Annotated in this window: 2 protein-coding genes; both read right to left on the bottom strand. The window is 58.2% G+C overall.

The window, feature by feature from the left end:
- Positions 1-132 precede the first annotated feature (132 nt).
- Positions 133-705, bottom strand: a complete 573-nt coding sequence (locus tag F573_RS15475; RefSeq protein WP_019023123.1) for a hypothetical protein — start codon at positions 703-705, stop codon at positions 133-135.
- Between the two features lie 10 nt (positions 706-715).
- Positions 716-1,069 (bottom strand): BRCT domain-containing protein (locus F573_RS14690; RefSeq protein WP_196801812.1); only part of this gene is annotated, 354 nt, incomplete at its 5' end.

Raw genomic sequence — 1,069 nt, 5'->3', positions numbered from 1 at the left:
TCTGTTTGTCTCGTGCCATTATGCTGCCTCCTCCGGCTTCGGGCCGGCATCCTCAACCCGCCGCGGCGGGTGTGATTGCTCGGTTACGGCCCCAAGGTAGCGGATTTCGATGGACTGTCGATTTCTGCGCGTTCACGAAGCGTTCGGCGTATGCAGTCGGCGCATCGTTTCATCGTGTTCTTTGTCCTCCCTTCTGGTCTCCCGGTCGCGCGCCCAGGCCTGAATCGCCGTGTTCTCACCGGCGGTCAGTGTGCGGCCCTGTCGAGCTACCGCGTCCCGATAGGCTTCGATCTCGGGATGGTTCGAGGCAATATCGAGCACATCCTGAGCGTGTTCGGAGCTCATCGGCTCAAGCTGCCGCCGTTTGAAAGTGACATTTTCCCGAGTCTCATCGAGCTTCACCTGCAATAGAGTTATAACAACGAGCCCGATCACACTGAAAGCATGGATTACCTTCCAATAAGACACGGAGAAAGATGCCACCGAAACTTCTCCGGATAGCAGTTCTTGATGTACGGAATCCACGAGCACGAGCAGAATTACCAGAAGAAAGATCCCTATTGACAAGCGAAGGAAAACGAGACGCCTCCCAAGCGATTTTTCTTCGATCCGAAGGTCGGCGTCCATCAGGTCGATGGATTCCTGCCGAGGAGGCTCCGCGTCCAGGTCGAAACGGATTTCTTGCTTATCGTTGTGCATCGCCATTTCAATTATTTCATTTCATCTGGGCGGCCCAGGCCGATTCATCGAGAATCCGCACCTGCTCCTTACCGGCCTTCTCATTGATCCCCTCGGCCTTCTTTCGCTTCGAGCCGGCTTTCTCGCCGCAGACCAGGATCGTGGTCTTGCTGTTGACCGACGACTGAACCGTGGCGCCCAGATTCCGGGCCTGCTCTTCCAGTTCACCGCGCGTGCCGCTGGTCAGGGTGCCGGTGAACACCACCGCCTCACCGGACAGCGGACCTTCCGGTGCATCCGCACCCGCCTCCGCCTTCGGCGTCGGGCGCAGATTGAACCCCAGAGCCCGCAGGTCCTCGATCAACGCTTTCTGCTCCTGAAGCTGGTCCGC

The sequence above is a fragment of the Thioalkalivibrio sp. ALE23 genome, from assembly GCF_000378545.1.
GTDB lineage: Bacteria > Pseudomonadota > Gammaproteobacteria > Ectothiorhodospirales > Ectothiorhodospiraceae > Thioalkalivibrio.
Note: the sequence above shows the minus strand (reverse complement) of the source record. Positions and strands in the feature narration are given on the sequence as shown.

What these genes read in the sequence shown, in the direction of transcription:
- F573_RS15475 (WP_019023123.1), bottom strand. Translation starts at nt 705, where the DNA reads ATGGCGATGCACAACGATAAGCAAGAAATCCGTTTCGACCTGGACGCG.